This window comes from Acrocarpospora catenulata (genome assembly GCF_018476525.1).
Lineage (GTDB): Bacteria > Actinomycetota > Actinomycetes > Streptosporangiales > Streptosporangiaceae > Acrocarpospora > Acrocarpospora catenulata.
The window spans coordinates 1-1288 of the sequence record NZ_JAHCST010000156.1; the positions used below are offsets into that span (position 1 = coordinate 1).

Genomic DNA, 1288 nt, shown 5'->3' on the forward strand with positions numbered 1-1288 from the left:
CCTCGATGTTTCACGATCTTCGTCTGGTCGGCTGAGCGGTTCGGCTGGGAGTTGATTTCGCCGTCGTGGTCAGTCTGGTGGCCCGGCTGTCGCGCCGGGTGGGCGGGGTTCCACGGGCCCGCAGGGTGCCCTTTCTCGTCGTCGGGACAGGTTTGCGCTGGTCAGGTCGGGGCCGGGAGCGCTTGTAGCCGGGTGATGGCGGTGGCGAGGTGGCCGGCCCAGGGCCAGTGCGCGGCGATGCGCAGGCGGAGGCGTCGGCCGCCGCGGACCAGGCGGGCAGCGACGGCGAACAGTCTCAGCCGCAGTCGTTTGGGTTCGTAGCGGCGGGCCGGTCCGTGCAGGGCGAGCATCTGCATCCATGCCAGCAGTTCGCAGGCCAGCGTGACGATCTCGCACCAGATCTGGTTCTGGGTGAAGTCGTGCAGCGGCAGGTTGCGCAGGCCGGTGTCCTTGGCGGCGCGGATGCGGTCCTCGCAGCGGGCGCGGCGGCGGTGCCGCAGTTCCAGGTCGGCGAGCTGACCGGTCCGGGTGTTGGTGACGAAGCAGGTGAAGCGGTGCCCGTCGAGGTCGGTGAAGCGGAGTTGCGCTCCCGGGTGCGGGCGTTCCCGGCGGACGATCAGGCGCATGCCCTTCGGCCAGCCGGTCAGGTCGAGCATGCCGGTCAGCTCGGCCACCCAGGCGCCGGGCCGCACCTGCCCGTCGGCGTCGTAGGCGGGCGTCCACGCGTCGGGAGGCAGGGCCAGGATCGCGGCGCCGATGTCGTCGGTGAGGGTGAACCCGATGGAGTAGGCGAGCCGGCGGCCGGGTTTGGTCAGCCAGGACAGGAACTCGTGGGTGCCGCCGCCGGAGTCGGTGCGGATCAGTACCTGCCGCCGGCGCGGCTTGGGGAGCTGGGCCAGGGCCAGGCGGGTGATCTCGATGTGGTCGGCGGCGGTGTTGGACCCGGCGTTGCCGGGCCTGAGCATGATGGCCAGCGGCTCACCTGCGCCACCCGCGCCGTGGTCGGCGAAAACCGTCAGCGGGTGGAAGCCGTAGGTTTTCTTCCAGGTCGGTGTGGCGTGCTGTTTGTCGGAGTGGGCGATGACGATGGTGGCGTCGATGTCGAGGGGGATCAGCTCGCCGTCGGCTCCGGGCGTGTCCTGCCCGGCCAAGGCCCAGGCTCGCTGCCGGGCGGCGGCCCGGGCGGTGCGGATCGCCTGGAGCGCGCGGGCGGGGTCGGCGGCCAGCCGGTCGATCAGCCGGGACACCGTCGGATCGGATGCCACGGGTCCGAACAGGTCGGGCTGGG

Annotated in this window: 1 protein-coding gene; it reads right to left on the minus strand. The window is 72.0% G+C overall.

Going from position 1 to position 1288, the window contains the following annotated elements; all coding sequences use genetic code 11:
* Positions 1-161 precede the first annotated feature (161 nt).
* On the minus strand, positions 162-1288 hold a 1127-nt coding region (locus KIP79_RS46145), incomplete at its 5' end, for an IS1380 family transposase (protein WP_214111427.1).